The organism is Aeromicrobium sp. Root236 (assembly GCF_001428805.1).
Lineage (GTDB): Bacteria > Actinomycetota > Actinomycetes > Propionibacteriales > Nocardioidaceae > Aeromicrobium.
Window position 1 is genome coordinate 1,679,432 of sequence record NZ_LMIS01000001.1, and the last position, 19,722, is coordinate 1,699,153.

Annotated in this window: 21 protein-coding genes and 1 tRNA gene; 1 reads left to right on the plus strand and 21 read right to left on the minus strand. The window is 65.9% G+C overall.

Going from position 1 to position 19,722, the window contains the following annotated elements; all coding sequences use genetic code 11:
* Nucleotides 1-321: 321 nt before the first annotated feature.
* The 21 genes from ASE12_RS08470 to ASE12_RS08570 form a co-directional block, all read right to left on the minus strand.
* The gene (locus ASE12_RS08470; RefSeq protein WP_056399294.1) at nucleotides 322-1,050 is read right to left on the minus strand and encodes a hypothetical protein; all 729 of its coding nucleotides are present in this window, start codon (nucleotides 1,048-1,050) and stop codon (nucleotides 322-324) included.
* Nucleotides 1,047-1,562 carry a hypothetical protein gene (locus ASE12_RS08475; protein ID WP_157412863.1) on the minus strand — a complete coding sequence of 172 codons (516 nt, stop codon included), beginning with the start codon at nucleotides 1,560-1,562 and terminating at the stop codon, nucleotides 1,047-1,049. The genes ASE12_RS08470 and ASE12_RS08475 overlap by 4 nt, the downstream gene beginning before the upstream one ends.
* Before the next feature lie 38 nt (nucleotides 1,563-1,600).
* The gene (locus tag ASE12_RS08480) at nucleotides 1,601-2,824 is read right to left on the minus strand and encodes an MCE family protein (protein WP_056399299.1); all 1,224 of its coding nucleotides are present in this window, start codon (nucleotides 2,822-2,824) and stop codon (nucleotides 1,601-1,603) included.
* A complete protein-coding gene (locus ASE12_RS08485) occupies nucleotides 2,821-4,167 on the minus strand; it encodes an MCE family protein (RefSeq protein ID WP_056399302.1) in 1,347 nt (448 codons plus the stop codon). Before ASE12_RS08485 ends, ASE12_RS08480 begins: the two co-directional genes overlap by 4 nt.
* Nucleotides 4,167-5,333, minus strand: coding sequence for an MCE family protein (locus tag ASE12_RS08490; protein WP_056399305.1), 1,167 nt, complete (start codon nucleotides 5,331-5,333; stop codon nucleotides 4,167-4,169). Before ASE12_RS08490 ends, ASE12_RS08485 begins: the two co-directional genes overlap by 1 nt.
* Complete coding sequence (locus tag ASE12_RS08495) at nucleotides 5,330-6,325, minus strand: MCE family protein (RefSeq protein ID WP_056399306.1); 996 nt, start codon at nucleotides 6,323-6,325, stop codon at nucleotides 5,330-5,332. The genes ASE12_RS08490 and ASE12_RS08495 overlap by 4 nt, the downstream gene beginning before the upstream one ends.
* Nucleotides 6,322-7,407, minus strand: coding sequence for an MCE family protein (locus ASE12_RS08500; RefSeq protein WP_056399307.1), 1,086 nt, complete (start codon nucleotides 7,405-7,407; stop codon nucleotides 6,322-6,324). Before ASE12_RS08500 ends, ASE12_RS08495 begins: the two co-directional genes overlap by 4 nt.
* The gene (locus tag ASE12_RS08505) at nucleotides 7,404-8,837 is read right to left on the minus strand and encodes an MCE family protein (RefSeq protein WP_056399308.1); all 1,434 of its coding nucleotides are present in this window, start codon (nucleotides 8,835-8,837) and stop codon (nucleotides 7,404-7,406) included. Before ASE12_RS08505 ends, ASE12_RS08500 begins: the two co-directional genes overlap by 4 nt.
* 3 nt (nucleotides 8,838-8,840) lie before the next feature.
* Nucleotides 8,841-9,686, minus strand: coding sequence for an ABC transporter permease (locus ASE12_RS08510; RefSeq protein ID WP_056399309.1), 846 nt, complete (start codon nucleotides 9,684-9,686; stop codon nucleotides 8,841-8,843).
* Nucleotides 9,687-9,689: 3 nt separating this feature from the next.
* Nucleotides 9,690-10,409, minus strand: a complete 720-nt coding sequence (locus ASE12_RS08515) for an ABC transporter permease (protein WP_082582452.1) — start codon at nucleotides 10,407-10,409, stop codon at nucleotides 9,690-9,692.
* A 53-nt stretch (nucleotides 10,410-10,462) separates the two neighbouring features.
* Complete coding sequence (locus ASE12_RS08520; protein ID WP_056399311.1) at nucleotides 10,463-11,422, minus strand: ABC transporter ATP-binding protein; 960 nt, start codon at nucleotides 11,420-11,422, stop codon at nucleotides 10,463-10,465.
* A 275-nt stretch (nucleotides 11,423-11,697) separates the two neighbouring features.
* Nucleotides 11,698-12,090, minus strand: coding sequence for a 50S ribosomal protein L7/L12 (rplL, locus tag ASE12_RS08525; protein WP_056209524.1), 393 nt, complete (start codon nucleotides 12,088-12,090; stop codon nucleotides 11,698-11,700).
* A gap of 54 nt (nucleotides 12,091-12,144) precedes the next feature.
* The gene (gene rplJ, locus ASE12_RS08530) at nucleotides 12,145-12,810 is read right to left on the minus strand and encodes a 50S ribosomal protein L10 (RefSeq protein WP_056399312.1); all 666 of its coding nucleotides are present in this window, start codon (nucleotides 12,808-12,810) and stop codon (nucleotides 12,145-12,147) included.
* Nucleotides 12,811-13,055: 245 nt separating this feature from the next.
* The gene (locus ASE12_RS08535; RefSeq protein WP_056399313.1) at nucleotides 13,056-13,862 is read right to left on the minus strand and encodes an LppX_LprAFG lipoprotein; all 807 of its coding nucleotides are present in this window, start codon (nucleotides 13,860-13,862) and stop codon (nucleotides 13,056-13,058) included.
* Nucleotides 13,863-13,950: 88 nt separating this feature from the next.
* Complete coding sequence (locus tag ASE12_RS08540; RefSeq protein ID WP_056399314.1) at nucleotides 13,951-14,766, minus strand: hypothetical protein; 816 nt, start codon at nucleotides 14,764-14,766, stop codon at nucleotides 13,951-13,953.
* A 44-nt stretch (nucleotides 14,767-14,810) separates the two neighbouring features.
* A complete protein-coding gene (locus ASE12_RS08545; protein WP_056399316.1) occupies nucleotides 14,811-15,563 on the minus strand; it encodes a hypothetical protein in 753 nt (250 codons plus the stop codon).
* An 83-nt stretch (nucleotides 15,564-15,646) separates the two neighbouring features.
* On the minus strand, nucleotides 15,647-16,360 hold the full coding sequence (gene rplA / locus ASE12_RS08550) for a 50S ribosomal protein L1 (RefSeq protein WP_056399319.1): 714 nt from the start codon (nucleotides 16,358-16,360) through the stop codon (nucleotides 15,647-15,649).
* Nucleotides 16,361-16,443: 83 nt separating this feature from the next.
* Nucleotides 16,444-16,872 carry a 50S ribosomal protein L11 gene (rplK, locus tag ASE12_RS08555; protein WP_056209536.1) on the minus strand — a complete coding sequence of 143 codons (429 nt, stop codon included), beginning with the start codon at nucleotides 16,870-16,872 and terminating at the stop codon, nucleotides 16,444-16,446.
* Nucleotides 16,873-16,923: 51 nt separating this feature from the next.
* The gene (gene nusG / locus ASE12_RS08560) at nucleotides 16,924-17,811 is read right to left on the minus strand and encodes a transcription termination/antitermination protein NusG (protein ID WP_235508872.1); all 888 of its coding nucleotides are present in this window, start codon (nucleotides 17,809-17,811) and stop codon (nucleotides 16,924-16,926) included.
* A 16-nt stretch (nucleotides 17,812-17,827) separates the two neighbouring features.
* Nucleotides 17,828-18,049, minus strand: coding sequence for a preprotein translocase subunit SecE (secE, locus tag ASE12_RS08565; protein ID WP_056209538.1), 222 nt, complete (start codon nucleotides 18,047-18,049; stop codon nucleotides 17,828-17,830).
* A gap of 35 nt (nucleotides 18,050-18,084) precedes the next feature.
* Nucleotides 18,085-18,157, minus strand: a tRNA-Trp gene (locus ASE12_RS08570).
* Nucleotides 18,158-18,316: 159 nt separating this feature from the next.
* Between ASE12_RS08570 and ASE12_RS08575 the strand changes: the two genes are divergently transcribed.
* Nucleotides 18,317-19,714, plus strand: coding sequence for an NAD-dependent malic enzyme (locus tag ASE12_RS08575; protein ID WP_056404653.1), 1,398 nt, complete (start codon nucleotides 18,317-18,319; stop codon nucleotides 19,712-19,714).
* The last annotated feature ends 8 nt before the right edge of the window (nucleotides 19,715-19,722 follow it).

Consider the following 19,722-nt stretch of genomic DNA (forward strand, 5'->3'; position numbering starts at 1 on the left):
CCAATCGACCCCGGTCAAGGGGACATGGGCAGACAGAGCGGGCGCGAAAGTTCAGTGTAACCCGCAGGGCACAGCGAAGCAAGGGCGGGTCTTGACAAAGCCCGCTGCTTGGGGGAGTCTATTTGGCTTTTCGGACGAATCGGCGGATTTCACGCACAAACGCGCCCGCAAGTTCCCGCGATCGTCGCGGTAGGTGCGCTGGTTTCGAGGCTGCGGCCGCGGGCGGCCTCCGCACCTCAACCAGCGGAGAGCGCGAGCTTTTCGTCTCCCTTATCGGGCCCGGCGAGCCGCGCCCCGATCTCGCGCGAGCTTTCGTCTTCCTTATCGGGCCCGGATGTCGTCGACGAGCCAGCCGTCGTCGGTCTTGACCATCGACACGCTCGCGCGGTTGGAGAACACCGACGGCGTCTTGGAGTCGCTGGTGAGCCGCGCCTGGTCGTAGAACACGAGGACGTCCATCTTCGTCGTGGAGCACTCGTCGCCGCACGGCAGCGCTGCGGCGTCACCGACGACGCTCTGCATCTGGACACTGCGCTGCTGGGCAGCCTCCTGCAGCGCCGGCTCGTACTTCTTGAACGTCTTGGCGAACGACGGGGTCATGAGCGCGGTCGACGACGACAGGTGCTTGTCGAGCGCGTTGTACTTGTAGGTGAACACCGTCTCCACCGCGCTGGCGGCAGCAGCCGTTGCCTGCTCCCGCGCATCGTCGAGCCGGTCCCCCGCACCCCGTACGTGCCGGACACCCTGGAACGTCAGGACGACACCGAGGACGAGGACGACCGCGGCGACCAGCGCGGCAGGAACGGTCCACCGCAGGTCGGGGTTGGACGGCTTGTCGGAGGCCGGCTTGGCCACCTTGGGCGGTCGAGCCGCCTTGACCGTCGGCGCTGCCTTGGGCGGCGCTGCGACGGTCGCCTTCTGGGTGGCGGCCTTCTTGGCCGCCGCCGCTCGCGCCGGCACCTTGCGTGCGGCGGGCTTCGCCGCGGGTACGGCCGGCTTGCCCTCGCCGGCGATCCGGCGACGACGGGTGGGTCCGTTGGGATCGCTCATTCGCCGCTGCCTTCGCTCGGCGTCGCAGAGGGCGACGGGGTGGCCACTGCGGACCGCGGCGCGATGCTCTCGAAGCTCGAGATGAGCCACGTGCCGTCCTTCTTGGTGAACGACACCTTCCAGCGGAAGTGCCGGAGCACGGCGGCCTTGGTGTCGGTGTTGCTGACCTTGGAGTCGACCGCGACGATCGCGACGGCCGAGTCCTTGTCGATGCTGTCGACCGCGGCGCCCTGCACCTTGGCGCCGTCGCTCTTCTGCTGCTTGGACTCCAACGCCTTGAACACCGCGTCGGTGATCTTGACGAACTCCTTGTCGTACTTCGGCGTCAGCAGCCCCTTGAGCCGCTTCTGGTAGTTCTTCACGTCCGACACGTCATAGGTGTTGTAGGCGACCGCGAAGTCCGTGGCTCGCGACGTGATCTCGTTGCGGTCCTTGGAGTCTTCGTAGGGGTTCGCGCGGAGCAGGAAGAAGCCGACAGCCGAGAGCACCACGCCGAGGGCCGTGGTGACCACCAGGAGAGCGATGACTCGGTTGCGGCTGGACCTCTCGGTCACTGTTGGGCCGGGCCGAGCAGAAGCCACTTCCAGGAGTCCTTTCCGGTGGGCACGGGGGCGTTCGACGTAGCGGCCGACCGCTTGAGCACGGTCTTGGACGGCTGCCGTGCGATGTGGTTGTTAGCGACCTTACAGTCCGCTTCCGTATCGAAGGCCTGGTCACTGATGACCTGCTCCTCCCGACGCTCGCGGTAGCCCGATGCGGCGCCGCCGTTCTGGTCGTAGGTGCAGGTCGGTGTCGGGTCCAGCGCCACGAGGCCGAACGTCGCGTTGTAGTCGCCGGTCTCCTTGCCGTTCTTGACGACCGGGTCGAGCACGGAGAACGAGCCTTCGACCAGGTAGGGGTAGAGGATGAAGATCGCCTGCAGGCCGAGGACGTTCTCGGACAGCGGCTTGCTCGCCGTGACCAGGTCACGGATGGCGTTGCCGAGGTCGGCGGAGTTCTCGTTGACCACGGCGTTGAGCGTCGAGGCGCTCTCGCTGCCCTTGTCGAGCAGCCGTCGCAGGTCTGGATCCGCGTCGACGAGGCTGTCGGACAGCAGGGCGAGGTTCTTGGAGAACGTGCTGATGTCGTCGCTCTTGTCGATCTGGGTCTGCAGGACCGACGAGGAGTCGTGGATCAGGGCGCGCGTCACGTCGATGTTGTCGTCGGCGGCCTTGATGAACTCCGACGACGTGTCGAGGATCGTCGACAGGTCCTGGCCGGTGCCCTCGAAGGCCTGGCCCAGCTCGTCGACCACGGTTCGCAGGCTGTCGGTGTTGACCGACGACACCAGGTCGTTGACGTCGACGAGCAGCGTGGTCGTGTCGATCGGGATGCGGGTGTTGCGCAGCGTGATCGCCGAGCCCTTGTGGAGGTAGGGCGCGGAGTTGGTCCGCGGCTGCAGGTCGACGAACTGCTCGCCGATCGCCGACTTGTTGGCGACGACCGCGAGGACGTCGGACGGGATCTTGGGCGCGCTGTTCTCGATGTCGAGCCGCGCCTGCACCCCGTCGTCCTTGAAGTCGAGCTTGCCGACCTTGCCGACCGGGATGCCGCGGTAGGTCACCTGGGCACCGGCGAAGATGCCGCCGGAGTCCTTGAACTGCGCCGACACCGGGAAGCTGCGGTCGACGAAGATGCGGTCGACCTGTGCGTAGCGGCCGCCCACGAAGGCGCCACCCAGCACGGTGATGATCGCGAAGATCACCAGCTGGATCTTGACGGGCCTCGAGATCATGGTGCCACCGCCGGTTCCACGAGAAGTTGTGCGAGGTCGCCCGACGGCACGCTGGCGACGGCTGCGCGGCAGGTGTTGAGCAGCGAGCAGATGCCGCCCTTGCTGGGCGTCGGGGTCGCGCTCGGCGTCGGTGTCGGCGTACCGGCCGGGTCGGGCGTCGCGCTCGATCCGCCCGACGGCACGAGGCCGGTGACGAGGTCGACCAGGTCCTGGGTCGGGGTGCCGGGCACGATCGCCGTGCCGCCGTCCGGGGTCTTCTCGGTCTTGGTGAGTCCCGCCTGGGCGGCGTAACCGTCGAGGATGTTGGTCAGCTGCGTCGCGCTGATGTCGAGGCCGAGGTTGAGGTTGGCGAAGTCACCGAAGCACACGCCCTCCTTGACCGACGGGTTGCCGTCCTCGCACTTGCCGGACGCCGCAGCGTAGGTGTTGCCCACGAACCCGTCCGAGAACGGGTAGGTCAGCAGCACCCTGGTGGCCGTCGCGAGGTCGTCGCCGGCCTTGGTGAGGTTGGTCAGCGTCGGGACGAGGGCGCGGAGGTTGGCGATGGTGTCGGCCTTGGAGTCGCGGATGACGCCGGTGGCCACGTGGCTGAGCTTGGAGAGCGACTGCAGCAGCTTGACGAGGTCGTCGCGCTGGTCGTTGACGACCCGCAGCGCATCGGGCAGGTCGTCGAGCGCTCCGGTGATCGCAGCCTTCTGGTCGTTGGTCGCGACTGCGAGCCGGTTGATCTTCTCGAGCGACGTGAGCAGCGCGGCCTTGTTGTCGTCGAGCTGACCGATGAAGGATGTCGTGGAGTTGATGAGCTCCTTGACCTCCGGCTCGTTGCCGCCCAACGCGTTGTTGAGCTCGCGGACGATCGTGTTGGTCTTCTCGAGGCCACCGCCGTTGAACAGCAGCGAGGCAGCGCCGAGCACCTCCTCGATCTCCGGGTTGCGGCTGGATCGGTCGAGCGGGATCGTGTCGCCGTTGCCGAGCGTGCCACGAGCACCGGTCTTGGGCGGGGCGAGTGACACGAACTTCTCACCGAGGAGGCTGGTCTGGCGGATCGTCGCCTCGGCATTGTCGGGCAGCTCGGACTTGCGGTTGATCTTGAGCGTGACGACGGCCGTCCAGCCGTTGAGCTTGATGTCGGTCACCTTGCCGACCGCGATGTCGTTGACCCGTACGGCGCTCTGCGGCACCAGGTCGAGGACGTCGCGGAACTGCACCTTGACGGTGTAGGGGTCGCTGCCGAGGTCGGCGCCACCGGGCAACGGGAGCTTGTAGGGCGAGAAGCCGCAGCCACTCAGCAGCAGTCCCATGACGCCGGCGATGACGCCGGCGCGGAGAAGTCGGGTGTTCATCACTTCACCCCCAGCATCTGGGCGAAGGTCGTGTTGACCCGCTCGGTCGGCACGATGGGCACCGACGACGCCGGGGCCGTACGCGGCAGGGCCTTGTCGAGCACGCCGGTCAGGGTCTTGCACAGGCCGCCCTGGACGGTCTCGCCGAGGAGGTTGCACACGAACGTCGCCGGATCCTTCAGCGTCCCGTTGATCAGCTCAGGGATGTCGGCGCGGGTGTCGAGGGTGCCGGCCGTGCCGTTGTAGGCGAGCGCCACGTTGGTCAGCGCGGTCGGTGCCGAGATGGTCTGCTCCTCGATCTCGTCCTTGTGCTTGGCCAGCAGCGCCGCGAGTGAGGCGATGTTGTCGATGTTGCTCCGCAGCTTGCCGCGATTCTCCTTGACCAGCGAGTTGACGTCGACCAGCGCGAGGCTGAGCTGCTTGAGCGTCTCCTTGAGGTCGTCACGCTCGCCGGCCAGGACCGTCGACACCTGGGCCGTGCTGTCGTTGAACGAGCGGACTGCGGAGTCGTTGGTCTTGAGCAGGCTCACGAAGTCCTCCACCTCGCGCAGGCTGCCGAACAGCTCGTCCTTGTTGTTGGACAGCGTCGTGCTGAGCTTGCCGAAGTTGTGGATCGTCTCGTTGAGCTGCGCGCCCTGGCCGTCGAGCTGCTTGGCCGAGTCGTCGATCAGGCCGCTGAGCGCGCCCTCCTTGTTGGCGCCCTTGGGGCCGAGCGCCACGGAGAGGTCGTCGAGGGACTTGTAGATCTGGTCGAGCTCGACCGGGACCGCGGTGCGGTCGACCGACAGCCGCGCGTTGTTCTTGAGCACCGCGCCGCCGGTGTAGGCCGGGGCGAGCTGGATGAACCGGTCGCCGACGATCGACGGCGAGACCACCACGGCCTTGACGTCGTTGGGCAGCTTCACGTTGCCCTTGTAGGAGACCTTGGCGCGTACGATGTCGCCGCGCGGCGTGAGGCTGACGACCTCACCGACCGGCACACCGAGGATCTTGACGTCGGACCCCTTGTAGACCGAGTTGGTCTGCTCGAAGTCGATCGTGATGTAGCGCTTGCCGTCGCCGTTGTTGACGACGAGCAGCACGGCTGCGAGGAGGGCGAGCAGGACGATCGCCGTCAGCACCTTGGAGATGCCGGCGAACCGCTGGACCAGTCCGGACGGGCTCATTTGCTACCTCCCAGCGCGTCTTCGATCTGCTTGCGGATGCCGGCGCCCGATGCGGCGCCGCCGAGGTAGGTGTCGAACCAGGGTCCGGTGCCCAGCGAGTTGGAGAACACCCGGAGGAATCCTGGGTAGATCCGCAGCGCCTCGTCGAGACTGGCCTCGTTCTTGCGCAGCATCGTCGTCACCGTGTCGAGCTGGTCGAGGGCCGGCTTGAGGTCCGACCGGGTGTCCTTGACCAGGCCGCGCAGCTGGGTCGAGATCGACTGGGTCGACACGAGCAGCCGGTGGATCGAGTCACGGCGAGCACTGATCGCCTGGAACAGCACGTCGGAGTCCTTGAACAGGGAGACGAGCTGCGTGTTGCGCGAGTTGAGGACACCCGAGACCTTCTTGAGGTTGACCAGCAGCGTGTTGATCTGGTCGTCACGGGCTGCGAGGTTGCGCGAGAGGTCGGAGACACCCTTGATGGCGCCGCGGAACTCCTCCGGCGTGCTGGCCGCGACGTCGGCGAGGCTGTCGAGGGCCTTGGAGAGCTCGGGGATGTCGATCTCGTCGGTCGTCTTGCTGAGCTGCGAGAACGCCTGCACGACGTCGTAGGGCGGGATCGTCCGCGACACCGGGATCGTGCTGCCCTTGGGCAGCTGGCCGGGACCCTTGGGGGTCAGCGCGAGGAACTCGGCGCCCAGCAGCGTGCGTACGCGGATGTCGGCGCCGGTCTCGGTGCCGAACTTGGTGCCCTTGTCGATCTTGAACGTCACGCGCACCTTGTTGCCCCGGAGCTCGATGCCCTGGACCTTGCCGATCGAGATGCCGGCGACACGTACCTCGCTGCCGGTCTTGAGCGCACCGATCTCGGCGAAGTCCGCGTGGTAGGTGTCACCACTGCCGATGATCGGCAGCCGGTCGGCGCGGAAGGCGCCCAGCATCATCAGGGCGACCACGGCGATGCCGATGACGCCGATGACGACGGGATTGCGCTCGCGGAATGGCTTCATTGTTCGTACCCCGGCTGGTCACAACGTGCGCCGCCGACCGCCAGGCCGTTGGGCCCGGTCAGGTCGATCGTCGTCTGCGGCAGGATGCCGGCGATGGCCGGGATCGTGATGCTGCCGCGAGCCGCGCACAGGTAGAAGTTGAACTCGCTGCCGTTGGTGGCGGCATTGCCGATCTTCTGGAGCTTGATCGGCAGGATCTTGATCGAGTTCTCGATCGTCGCGAGGTTCTTCTTGCTGCTGAGGTTCTTGGTCAGCGAGTTGAGCTGCTTGATGTCCTCGCCGATCGCCGGGCGACCCTTGACCAGCAGGTCGGACGTCTCGTCGGTCAGGTCGGAGATCGAGTCGACCGAGTTGAGGATCGCGTCGCGGTCGTCCTTGAGGCCGGTGACGAACTGCTGGAGCGTGTCGATCGTCTCGGTCAGCTCCTTGTCGCGGCTGCCCACGGTGTCGAGGACCTGGCTGAGGTTGGTGATGACGTCGCCGATCAGCTGGTCGCGCCCGGCCAACGTGTTGGTGAGCGACGAGGTGCGTGCCAGCAGGTTCTCGACGTTGCCGCTCTCACCCTGCAGCGTCTGCACGATCTCGTAGGCGAACTTGTTGGTGTCGGCCGGCGAGAGGGCCTGGAAGACCGGCTTGAAGCCGTTGAGCAGGACGTTGAGGTCGAGGGCCTCCTGCGTACGGCTCTCGGGGATCGTGCTGCCCGGCTTGAGCGTGGTCTTGGCACCGTCGGCGCCCTGGGACAGGGCGATGTAGCGCTGGCCCACGAGGTTGCGGAACTTGATCGTCGCGTGGGTGTTGTCGGTCAACGGGACGTCGGAGTCGACCGCGAAGGTCACGAGCGCCTTGTCGCGCTTGATGATCTCGACCTTCTTGACCGAGCCCACGGCGACACCGGCGATGCGTACGTCGTCGCCCTTGGCCGACCCCGTGACATCGCTGAAGACCGCCTTGTACTCCTTGCGGTCGCCGAACGAGCCGTTGCTCAGCGTCAGGGCCAGGACCAGTGTCGAGATGCCGGTGAAGGCGAAGAAGAACCCCAGCTTGATCAGGGCGCCGACGGATTCGCGATCGATCTGCTTCATCGGAGCTCCACCGCCGATCCACGGAGGACGGGGCTGATCAGGAGCGAGCCGATGTCGTCGACGTTCGAGGGCTGCATGCCGAGGCTGCCACCGAGCAGGACGTTGAGCTCAGCCCGTTCGCTCGGGGAGTCGACGCCGGTGATGCTGGGCTGCACCAGGTCCTCCAGCGAGACGCTGGAGGCCGCTGCGCGGTTGGCGAAGTCGGCAGCCGAGCCGAACTTGGCGTGAGGCTTCTTGATGCCCACGAGCTTGTAGACGTCGGCCGGGATCTTGAACGGGTGGGCCTGGGAGGAGTACTTCTTCTCCTCGGCCTTGCCCTTGTTGATCTCGTTGAGGTCGAGGCAGCTCGGCGAGGCGGCGTTGTCGGCCCGGATGTCCTTGCCGCTCTTGGCCGGTGCACCGGATGATGCGTTGTCGAACAGCTCCTGCGACGCCACGAGGTTCTCGTTCTTGGAGTAGGCGTCGGGCTGGGCGATGACCTCGACGTTGATGTGGAGCTGGCCGTCGCGGTAGGCGTTGTCGAGTCGCGGGACGAGCGTCGACATCGCACCGAGGAAGCACGGGAAGGTCGTGGAGTAGTCGCCGACCATCTCGAGGATCGGCCGGCCGAGCTTGTTGAGCGCCTTGATGTTGTCGCCGTTCGCCTTCGTGAAGTCGGTCAGGGTGTCGGACAGGCCCGTGGCCTCGTCGAAGAACGCCGTCAGCTGCGCCTTCTTGGCGACCACGGTGTTGCCGGTGACCACGGTGTTGCGCAGCAGTCGGCCGAGCTCTGGCATGGCCGACGCGTAGGTGTCGGAGACGGTGCCCAGCTTGTTGAGGTCGTCGATGAGCTGCGGGATGTCCGGGTTGGTCTTCTGCAGGTAGCTGTTGGCCTGCACGAGGGTCTCGCCGAGCTGCTTGCCGCGGCCGCTGAGTGCGGTCGAGACGGCGCTCAGCGTGTAGGAAAGGTTGGCCGGGTCGACCGCGTCGAGCAGCGGGTAGAGGTCGTTGAGCAGCGTCTCGACCTCGATCGGCACGTTGGCCTTGGTGATCGTGTCGCCGGCCTGCAGCGTCTGGCCGTCGTCGGTCGCCGGCGGAATCAGCGCGACGTACTTCTCGCCGAACAGCGTCTTGGGGACGAGCTGGGCCGTCACGCCCTTGGGGATGTCCTTGATGAGCTTGGGGTTGATCGCCAGCTCGAGCTTGACCCCGTCACCGTCGGGCTCGACCTTGCGGACCTCGCCGACGATCATGCCGCGCAGCTTGATGTCGGCGTTCTGCGGGAGGTTGACGCCGGTCGTCTCGGTCTTGAGGGTCACCGCGTCGTAGTTGACGAACGCCTTGGTGAAGAACGCCCAGGTGATCCAGAGCATCAGCAGCAACAGCGCGATGAAGGCAGCGCCCAGCACCTTGAGGGAGCCGGGACGCTCGAGCAGCGGTTCACGAGCCATGGGTCAGCCCGCCAATCTCACGGTGACGTTCGTGCCCCAGATCGCCATCGAGGCGAGCAGGTCGACGACGTTGATCGCCACGATGGACGTACGGACGGCGAGGCCCACGGCCACACCCACGCCGGCCGGTCCGCCGCTGGCGTAGTAGCCGTAGTAGCAGTGGATCAGGATCACGACGACGGCGAAGATCAGCACCTTCACGAACGACCACAAGACATCGCCTGGTGGCAGAAAAGTGGTGAAGTAGTGGTCATAGGTGCCCGAGCTCTGCCCGTTGATCTTGGTGACGGTCAGCCTGGTGGCCCAGTAGGACGCCAGCAGTCCGACGATGTAGAGCGGGACGACGGCGACCAGCCCGGCGATGACCCGGGTCGTCACCAGGAACGGCAGCGACGGGATCGCCATGACCTCGAGGGCGTCGACCTCTTCGCTGATCCGCATGGCGCCGAGCTGCGCGGTGAAGCCGCACCCGACCGTGGCGGCCAGCGCGATGCCGGCGACGATCGGCGCGATCTCACGCGTGTTGAAGTAGGCGGAGATGAATCCGGTGAGTGCCGCGGTGCCGAGCTGGTTGAGGGCCGCGTAGCCCTGGATACCGACCGCGGTGCCCGTGAAGAAGCACATCGCGAAGATGACGCCGACGGTGCCGCCGATGACCGCGAGCGAGCCGGATCCGAGGGCGACCTCGGCCAGCAGGCGGACGATCTCCTTGCCGTAGTTGGCGATCGTGCGCGGGACCGATCGGATCACCCGGATGTAGAACAACATCTGACGCCCGAGGTCGTCGAGGAATCCCCCGAACCGTCCCGGGAGGCCGGTGATCGCGGACAGAGCTGTCTTGTCGGACATCGTCTACATCCCCTTCGGCGGCACGAGCTGGATGTAGATCGCCGTCAGGAAGAAGTTGACGATGAACAGCAGGGTGAACGTGATGACCACGGCCTCGTTGACCGCGTCACCGACACCCTTGGGGCCGCCCTTGGCGTTCATGCCCTTGTAGGCCGCGACAATGGCGGCGAGGAACCCGAAGATGACGGCCTTGATCATGCCGACATAGAGGTCGGGCAGCTGCGCGAGGGCAGAGAACGAGGCGACATAGGCGCCGGGGGTGCCGTCCTGCAGCAGGACGTTGAAGACATAGCCGCCGGCCACGCCGACCACCGTGACCAGCCCGTTGAGGAACACCGCGACGAGCATGCAGGCGAGGACGCGGGGCACGACGAGCCGCTGGATCGGGTCGATGCCGAGCACCATCATGGCGTCGAGCTCCTCGCGGATGCGACGGGCGCCGAAGTCAGCGGCGATGGCCGAGCCGGCCGCTCCGGCGATCAGGAGGGCCGTGGCGATCGGGCCGGCCTGCTGCACGACCGCGAGCACGGCGGCCGAACCGGTGAACGACTGCGCACCGAACTGCTTGATGAGGCCACCGGTCTGCAGCGCGATGACGGCGCCGAACGGGATCGAGACGAACGCGGTGGGGACGATCGTCACCTTGACGATGAACCAGGCCTGGAGCAGGAACTCCTTGAGCTGGAACGGCCTCTTGAACAAGGCCACGAACACGTCCAACATGAACGCGAACAGGTTGCCGGCTACCCTCGCGGGGCCGGTGACAACGGCAGCGCTCACGCAACACCGCCGGCAGCCAGCGGCGTCTTCTCTCCGAAAGAACCGGCAGGGGCGGTGACTCCGTTGTCGCGGCACCAGGCGCCCGGCTCACGCTGGGCGCGGCGGGGCCGGCCGTCGGACGGCTCGAGCTGGAGCGGGACCGGCGGCAGCGGCGGCATCTCGATGCCCTGCTCCGCCGCGAGCTCGTCGGCGTCCTTCTCCTCCGACATGCCGATCGGGCCGACGGTCTGGGCGTTGAGGAACTGGGCCACGACGGGCTCGGACGACGTCAAGAGCATCTCGCGCGGGCCGAACATCGCCAGGTGGCGGTGGTAGAGCAGGCCGATGTTGTCCGGCACGGTGCGGGCGGTGTTGACGTCGTGGGTCACGATCAGGAACGTCGCATCGATCTGCGCGTTGAGGTCGATGAAGAGCTGGTTGATGTAGGACGTACGGACCGGGTCGAGGCCTGAGTCGGGCTCGTCGATCAGCAGGATCTCGGGATCGAGGACCAGGGCGCGGGCCAGTCCGGCGCGCTTGCGCATGCCACCGGAGATCTCGCCGGGCAGCTTGTTCTCGGCGCCGACCAGGCCGGTGAGCTCCATCTTGTCCATGACGATCTGACGGATCTCGGACTCGGACTTGCGGGTGTGCTCACGCAAGGGGAACGCGACGTTGTCGAACAGGTCCATGGACCCGAACATCGCGCCGTCCTGGAACAGGACGCCGAACAGCTTGCGGATCTCGTAGAGCTCCTTCTCGGAGCAGTTCGCGATGTCCGTGCCCTCGATGTAGACGTGGCCCTCGTTGGGCTTCAGCAGCCCGATGAGCGTCTTGAGGAACACCGACTTGCCGGTGCCGGACGGGCCGAGCATGACAGAGATCTCACCTGCCGGAAGGGTCAGCGAGACGTCCTTCCAGATGAGTGAGCTACCGAACTTCTTGGTCAGCCCCTCGACGACGACTTCAACGCCCACGGTCGGCCCCTCCTTGCTTGCCGTGGTCTGCCGGCGACTGCCGACCGAACTGCTTCAATCCTAGGTCGGTGTGACCGTGGACACACAGAGTAACGAGAAATGGCAACCGAGGTTACGCTCCCGCCACGCCTGGTGACTCGCCGGTAACTACCTGAAGGATCCGGTGAAACATACCCCATGTAACTGTGGGTGACAATCGTGACCCACGTCACCCCCGAGCACGCAAAAGCGCCCCTCCCGAAGGAGGGGCGCTCTTGAATGGATTCAGCGACGAGTCACTTGACGGTGACGCTGGCGCCGGCGGCCTCGAGGGCCTCCTTGGCCTTGTCGGCAGCTTCCTTGTTGGCCTTCTCGAGAACAGGCTTCGGGGCGCCCTCGACGAGGTCCTTGGCCTCCTTGAGACCGAGGCCCGTGATCGTACGGACTTCCTTGATGACCTGGATCTTCTTGTCGCCGGCACCCTCGAGGATGACGTCGAACTCGTCCTGGTCAGCAGCAGCCTCGCCACCGGCGGCAGCGCCACCAGCAGCAGGAGCGGCAGCAGCGGCAACCGGAGCGGCCGCGGTGACGTCGAACGTGTCCTCGAACTCCTTCACGAACTCAGAGAGCTCGATGAGGGTCATTTCCTTGAATGCATCCAGCAGATCGCCGGTGCTGAGCTTCGCCATGGTGGCGTCCTTCCGTTATGAGACCCCGAGGGGGTCCCGATGTGAATCGGGCTTTCAGCCCTCGGTCGTCTCGGCGTCGGCAGACGCTTCGACAGGGGCGGCGTCGGCGGGTGCCTCGGCCGGGGTTTCTGATTCCGCCGACTCGGCCGCGGGGGCCTCCTCGACAGGGGCAGCAGGCGCGGGGCCGGCTGCCAGAACCGACGGGTCGCTCTCGGCCTTCGCCTGCAGGGCACCCAGAACTCGGGCGGCCTGCGACAGCGGGGCGTTGAACAGCGACGCGGCGTTCGTCAGGCTGGCCTTCATGCCACCTGCGAGCTTGGCGAGGAGGACCTCGCGCGACTCGAGGTCGGCCAGCTTGTTGATCTCGTCAGCAGTGAGGATCTTCCCGTCGAGGAAGCCTCCCTTGATGATGAGTGGCGAGTTGGCCTTCGCGAAGTCACGCAGACCCTTGGCCGCTTCCACCGCATCGCCCTTGATGAAGGCGATGGCGGTCGGACCGGTGAGGAGATCGGTGTCGATCTCCACTCCCGCGTCCTTGGCGGCGATCTTGGTCAGCGTGTTCTTGGCGACGGCATAGCTTACGTTCGCACCGAGAGTGCGCCGCAATTCCTGCAGCTGCTTCACGGTGAGACCGCGGTACTCGGTGAGAACAGCGCCATTCGACTCACGGAAGTTTTCCGCGAGCTCGGCAACGGCGGCTGTCTTGTCCGGGTTTGCCATGGGTCTCCTTCCAGCACATGGGTCCATCCGTCGACTGCGATCCCATGTGCGTACACGGGCCCGACACGAAAAAACGTCCCGGCGCAAGGCACGGGACGTTGAGTGAACCAACATTCGCAACCTGCGCGGGCCGCCCTTCCGGGCGCTTCGTGCGACTCTGACGAGTCACCGACCAGCGGTCTTCGGTAGGTCCAGAATAGGGCACGCCCAGCCGGCGACCAAATCCTCTCTGGCTGCGGAGCAGGTCAGGCGGTCGGTGCCGGCATGTCGGCCAGCTCGCTGAAGTCCTTGTCGGAGATCTCGTCCGCAGGCGGCGCCTTGATGTCGACCGGTTCACCCCACTTGGAGAAGTCCATCCTCGACTCCACGCCGGCGACGTCGAACTCCATGCGCCGCAGGAGGTCGTCAGACCCGATGAAGAGGGTGTAGTCGATCGTGTCCGGGACCTGCGCCTTGGCTGCGTCGGGCAGGTCCTTGAAGGTCGGGACCTTGCTCGTGTCGAGCGTCACGAGATAGCGCTGTGTCTCGACCCCGTCAATGGTCTTCGACCCGCCCGTCTTCTCGAACGACTTCACCGCCTCCTTGAACACCTTCATCTGGTTCGCGGGATCCATCTGGTCCATCATCTCGCCCCACTGCTTGCTCAGCGGGTTGCTCCGGTCGGTCAGGTCGACCTTGACGTACTTGTCGTCACTCACCTCGCCCATGTTCATGTAGAGGGTCTGGTCCAGGACGGTCATGCGCATCGTCATGGACTGGAAGTCCATCGACATCGTCATCGCCATGTCGTCGGGAGAGGTGCCCTTGACGTCGCCCTGCGCCTTGACGGACTGGCCGCCCATGTCCATCGTCATCTCGAAGTGGCCGGACTCGGCCTTGTACTGGGAGTCGCTCAGCACGTCGGCGAAGTTGGCCTGCGTCAGGGAGCCCGACTTCCCGCCGCCGCCCGACGTGGAGGTGTCACCGGAGCTGTCCTTGGCACCGCAGGACGACAGCGTGAGAGCGGCGAGAAACGCGACCGCGGCCACCGAGAACTTCCGTGAGAGCTTCATGGCACGAGCATAAGAGGCAATGAACCTGCCTGCCGTGTAACGCGCGAATGCCCCCGACGTGGTCGGGGGCACTCGCAGGTGTGGTGCGTCAGGCGGCGGGCGGGGCGCCCAGCTGGCTCAGGTCCTTGTCGGAGATCTCGCCGGCCGGCGGCGCCTTGATGTCGACCGGGTCACCCCACTTCGAGTAGTCGACCGTCGACTTCGAACCGGCGAGCTCGAACTCCATCCGACGCGGCAGGTTGTCGGGACCGATGAACATCGTGTAGACGATCGTGTCCGGGATCTGCGCCTTCGTCGCCCCGGGCAGGTCCTTGTAGGCCTTGACCTTGGTGGTGTCGACCGTCACGACGTACGGCTGCGCCTCGACGCCGTCGATCTTCTGCGGCTCACCCTTCTTCTCGAACGACTTCAGCGCATCCTTGAACTGCGCCATCTGCTTCGACGGGTCCATCTGGTCCATGATCTGGCCGTACTGCTGGGCGAACGGGTTGCTCTTGTCCTTGAGGTCGATCTTGAGGAACTTGTCGTCACTCATCTGGCCCATGTTCATGTAGAAGACCTGGTCGACGAGGCGCATGTCGGCCTTGATCGATCCGAGATCCATCGTCATGGAGACCGAGGTGTCATCGGCCGAGCTGCCGATCTTCGCATCGCCCTGCGCCTTGAACGTCTGGCCACCTGCCCCGATCGTCATGTCGACGTGGGTCGACTTGGCCTTGGTCTGGGAGTCTCCGATGACCTGCGCGAAGTTGGACTGCGTCAGCGCGGTCTTGCCGCCACCTCCGCCGGACGTCGAATCGGCCTTGTCGCCGTCGGAGCCGTCGCTGCCGCCGCAGGCGGACAACGAGAGGCCGGCAAGCAGCACGGTGGCGACGACGGATGACAGCTTCCTGGTGAAAGTCATGCCCCGAGCATAAGAGCCCGACAGCATGTCGGAAAGCTCGGGCCTCAGGCAGCGTCCATGAAGGCATCCTCGTCGATGACCTCGTCTGCCGGCGGCGCCGCGATGTCGACCGGCTCGCCCAGATTCGTCACGTCCATGGTCGCGTGTGCGCTGTCCACCGCGAACTCCATGCGTCTCAGCAGGTCGTCGTCGTCGACGTAGAACGTGTACTCGACGCTGGCACCAGGCCTCAGATTGGTGTCCTTTTCCAGCGCTCCCGACTCGATCGCGCGGTCCACGTCGATCGTGACCTGGAACGGCGTCGTCGTGACGCCATCGATCTCCCGGGTGTCGCCGTCCTGCTCGACATCTGTCACCGCCTCCTCGAACTGACGTATCGACGTGGTGATGTCGAGCTCGTCCATCAGAGGCGCAAAGACCCGGCCCATCTGGCTCTCCGCGTCCTCCGGATCGATCCGTACGAACTTGCCGTCGGAGGACTCGCCGAGATTCGCGAACACGATTCCGTCGACCAGCCGCATCGACATGTCGTCCTCTCCCGATTCGGAGTACTCCATCGACATCGCCGTGCTCTGCGCGTCCTTGCCGAGGATCTGGTCCGCACTCATGTGGATCTTGTCGTCGCCGGCCTCGATCGTCATGTCGAGGTGCATCGAGCCCTGCTGCACCAAGGCGTCGGTGACACGTCTGGTGATGTTGTCCCTGGTGAACCGGCCGTCCTGCTCGCTGTCATCCGAACCACCGCATCCCGCCGCGAGCACCAGGCCCAGCACGACGACACCTTGCCTCAGCACCATGGCTGGCCCCCGAGAAGATAAACGACACCGGCCCCATGCCGACGTGACGTCAGCATAGGGCCGGTGGATGGCGTCTGGGAGGCTCAGGCCTCGTCGACGGAGTACGCCTTGGTGCGGCTCGGGTCGACCGGAACGCCGGGACCGTTGGTCGTGGAGACCGTGATCTTCTTGACGTAGCGACCCTTGGAGCTCGCGGGCTTGAGACGCAGGACCTCGTCGAGCGCGGCGCCGTAGTTGTCGGCGAGCTGCTCGGCGGAGAACGACGCCTTGCCGATCACGAAGTGCAGGTTGGCGTGACGATCGACGCGGAACTCGATCTTGCCGCCCTTGATGTCGTTGACGGCCTTGGTGACGTCGGGCGTCACGGTGCCCGTCTTGGGGTTCGGCATGAGGTTGCGCGGGCCGAGGACGCGGCCGAGACGGCCGACCTTGCCCATCATGTCGGGCGTCGCGACGACGGCGTCGAAGTCGAGCCAGCCCTCGTTGACCTTGTCGACCAGCTCGTCGGCACCGACGAAGTCGGCTCCGGCCTCACGAGCGGCGTCGGCGTTGGCGCCGGTGGCGAAGACCAGGACCCGTGCGGTCTTGCCTGTGCCGTGAGGGAGGTTGACGGTGCCGCGCACCATCTGGTCGGCCTTGCGGGGATCGACGCCGAGCCGGATGGAGACATCCACCGTCGAGTCGTACGTCTTGCTCCCCGACTCCTTGGCCAGCGTGGTGGCCTGGAGCGGTGTGTAGAGCTTGGTCTTGTCGATCTTCTCGGCGACCTGTCGGTACGCCTTGCTGTGCTGTGCCATCTCTGGTCTTCCTTCTGTGTGAACCAGTTGTGGTCTGAACGGGTCCAGCGGACCCTGCCACGTACTGCTGGGGTGGAGTGGTGCTAGTCGGTCGTGACGCCCATCGAGCGCGCGGTGCCCTCGACGATCTTCATGGCGGCGTCGATGTCGGTCGCGTTGAGGTCCGGCATCTTGGTCGTGGCGATCTCGCGGATCTGGTCCTTGGAGATCTTGCCTACCTTGTCCTTGTGCGGAACGGGCGAGCCCTTCTGCAGTCCGGCAGCCTTCTTGATCAGCTCAGCCGCGGGCGGCGTCTTGGTGATGAAGCTGAACGTCCGGTCTTCGTAGATCGTGATCTCGACCGGGACGACGTTGCCACGCATGGCTTCTGTGGCCGAGTTGTAGGCCTTGCAGAACTCCATGATGTTGACGCCGTGGGGGCCGAGCGCGGTGCCGACGGGCGGCGCCGGGTTGGCCATACCGGCCTGCAGCTGCACCTTGACGATGGCTGCGACTTTCTTCTTGGGAGGCATTTCTCGGGTCCTTGACTACTGAATGGTTGGTGCTGATGAGAACCGGTTGGCTCAGACCTTCTGGATCTGGGTGAAGCTGAGCTCGACCGGGGTTTCGCGGCCGAAGATCTCCACGAGGGCCTTGACCCTCTGTGCGTCGATGTTGATCTCCGTGATGGTCGCGTGCAGCGTGGCGAACGGGCCATCGACGACCATGACGGAGTCGCCGACGGAGAAGTCGGTGAACTCGACCTTGGAGGCCTTCGCCTGCTGCTGATCGGGGGTGTCGGTCGCTGTCGCGACTTCTGCCTCCACTGCCGGGGCGAGCATGCTCTCGACCTCGGCAAGACTGAGGGGTACGGGCTGGTGGGAGTTGCCCACGAACCCGGTGACGGACGGCGTGTGGCGGACGACGCCCCACGACTCGTCGGTGAGGTCCATGCGGACCAGGACGTAGCCGGGGAGGACCGTGCGCTTGACGAGCTTGCGCTGGCCGTTCTTGATCTCGGCGACCTCTTCGGTCGGGACGACGACCTCGAAGATGTAGTCCTCGGCGTTGAGCGAGGTCACCCGGTTCTCGAGGTTGGACTTCACCCGCTTCTCCATGCCGGAGTAGGTGTGAACGACGTACCAGTCACCGATCTGGTTGTGCAGGCGGTCGCGGAACTCCTGGAGCGCGTCGGCGACCGGCTCGTCCTCGGCGGGTGCGTCGTCGGCCGCCTCGTCCTCGGCGGCCTCCGGCGTCGTGGCCTCGTCGTCGGAGAGCTCGTCGTCGACGACCTCGGCACCCAGCGTCGGGTCCTCGACGGTCGTGTCGTCGACGTCGTCGTCCGATGCGGGGATCGACGCCTCGACGTCAGCGTCAGGCGCGTCGGCGTCCTCGGCAGCAGGGGTCGACGGCTCGAGCTCTTCGACCTCGTCGGTCTCGGAGCTGGTCTGCGGGTCGATGCCTTGAGTCACAAAATTCCTTTGGTTGCTACGCGAAGATCCAGAAAGCGGCCTTGCCGAACCCGTAGTCGAGTCCGGCCACGATGGCCATCATGAAGAGCACGAAGACGAGGACGACCCAGAAGTAGTTGACCACCTGGGGGCGGGTCGGCCAGACCACCTTGCGGAGCTCGGCGATCACCTGTCGGTAGAACGTGATCGGCGACGTGCGTTTGCCGGAGGTGCCGGCCAGCTCGTGACGGTCGCTCACGGTACTCCTTCGTTGTTCTTCGTTGTCGTGTCTCGCAGGGCACGAGGGACTTGAACCCCCAACCTTCGGTTTTGGAGACCGATGCTCTGCCAGTTGAGCTAGTGCCCTCAGTCGAATTCCATCCCAGGGTCAAACCTGATGAGGGCATGACGATCTAGAGTGAATATTCACCGGTGGGTCAAGTGTACGTGCTGCGCCCCGCCCTCGTCGAACCGAGGCCCGCGACCCAAAAACCTGAGCCTTTCCTCATGTTTTAGCATGGACTCCATGGCCACTGCACCCAGCATCTCCTACTCCATCACGATCCGACTCGAGGTGCCGTCCGGCGGATCGGCGGTCAGTGAGCTCACGACGACTGTCGAACGTACGGGCGGGATCGTCACCGCGCTCGACGTCACGGCGTCCGGCGCCGAGGCGCTGCGCATCGACCTCACGTGCGCCGCCTCCGACACCGACCATGCGGCGCTGATCGTCTCGGCGCTCGAGGCGATCAGCGACGTCAAGGTCGAGAAGGTCTCCGACCGGACGTTCCTCATGCACCTCGGCGGAGTCATCGAGACGGCCACGAAGCATCCCCTGCGCAACCGCGACGACCTCTCGATGATCTACACCCCCGGCGTCGCCCGCATCTGCATGGCGATCGCGGCCGACAAGGAGGACGCCCGGCGCCTGACGGTCAAGCGCAACAGCGTCGCGGTCGTCAGCGACGGCTCGGCGGTGCTGGGCCTCGGCAACATCGGCCCACACGCCGCGATGCCCGTCATGGAGGGCAAGGCCGCCTTGTTCAAGGGCTTCGCCGACATCGACGCCTGGCCGATCTGCCTCGACACGCAGGACGTCGACCAGATCGTCGAGACCGTCGCGGCGATCTCGCCCGGCTTCGCCGGCATCAACCTCGAGGACATCTCGGCGCCTCGCTGCTTCGAGATCGAGGCGCGGCTGCGTGAACGGCTCGACATCCCGGTGTTCCACGACGACCAGCACGGCACCGCCGTCGTCGTCCTGGCAGCGCTGCGCAACGCGCTCCAGGTCGTCGGCAAGGACATCGGCACGGCCCGGATCGTGCTGGCCGGGGCCGGCGCGGCGGGCACCGCGGTCCTCAAGGTCCTGATGCACGCCGGCGCCAAGCACGTCGTCGTGTGCGACGTGAAGGGCGTCGTGCACCAGGGCCGCGAAGGGCTCGACGAGTCGCTGCAGTGGATCGCCGACAACACCAACGCCGACGGCCTGAGCGGGACCCTCCGCGAGGCCCTGCCGGGAGCCGACGTGTTCATCGGCGTGAGCGCGCCCAACCTGCTCAACGCCCAGGACGTCGAGTCGATGGCCGACGACTCGATCGTCTTCGCGCTCGCCAATCCCGACCCGGAGATCGACCCCGCGATCGCGCGCGAGCACGCCCGGGTCGTCGCGACGGGTCGCTCGGACTACCCCAACCAGATCAACAACGTGCTGGCGTTCCCCGGCATCTTCCGCGGCCTCCTCGATGCCCAGAGCCACGGCATCGGCATGGACATCCTGTTGGCGGCGGCCGAGGCGATCGCCGGCAGCGTCACCGCCGACGAGCTCAACGCCAACTACATCGTGCCGAGCGTGTTCCACGCCGACGTGCACAAGCGCGTCGCGGCAGCCGTGCGCAAGGCGGCGGAGGCAGCCGACAAGGAGTGACGGCGAGC